Here is a 617-nt window from a genome sequence, read left to right on the forward strand (position 1 = left end):
GGGGTCGGTCCGTTCAACAGGCTCTCCAGAGTCAACTCAGTGCAGCCTAGCACAGCGGCGGCAATGAGGCATGGCTTCAGTCCTGCGTACCCACATGCAAAGCTGCGGCCAAAGACCAAGGCCGCCGCCGAAAAGCCGGTCTACCGTTTCACAAAAGCGTGACGCCCAGCCCCAATTCCCCGCCTTGGAAGCGCGTTGCTGCAAGTTACCTCACGCGCAGAAGAATCCGGAGACACACAAATGAGTCCCAACGCCGGAAAGGCATTCGCCGGATTGCTGCGTTCGCTGCTCGTCATCGCAGCGCTGTTTTTCATCCCGGCCTGGTCGCTGAGATTCTGGCAGGGCTGGGTCTATCTCGCGATCATGGGCGCCGCCTCCGCCGCCATCATCCTGTATCTCGCGAAATACGACGACGCGTTGATCGGACGGCGGCTCAAGGCTGGGCCGGTCGCCGAGAAAGAGAAGAGTCAGAAGATCATTCAGACTCTGACCGCGGTGTCCGGCGTCGTTGCGTTTCTGGTGCCCGGTTTCGATTTTCGCTCGCACTGGTCGGATGTCCCGGCAGCGCTGATCATCCTGGGCGACATCGGCGTCGTGATCGGATACGTCATCATCTT

At 60.3% G+C, this 617-nt stretch carries 1 protein-coding gene; it reads left to right on the forward strand.

Going from position 1 to position 617, the window contains the following annotated elements; all coding sequences use genetic code 11:
* Window positions 1-240 precede the first annotated feature (240 nt).
* The coding region (locus GJ693_RS16540; protein WP_197042326.1) for a hypothetical protein at window positions 241-617 on the forward strand (377 nt) is incomplete at its 3' end.

The sequence above is a fragment of the Sandarakinorhabdus oryzae genome (assembly GCF_009733735.1).
GTDB classification, from domain to species: Bacteria; Pseudomonadota; Alphaproteobacteria; order Sphingomonadales; family Sphingomonadaceae; genus Sandarakinorhabdus; species Sandarakinorhabdus oryzae.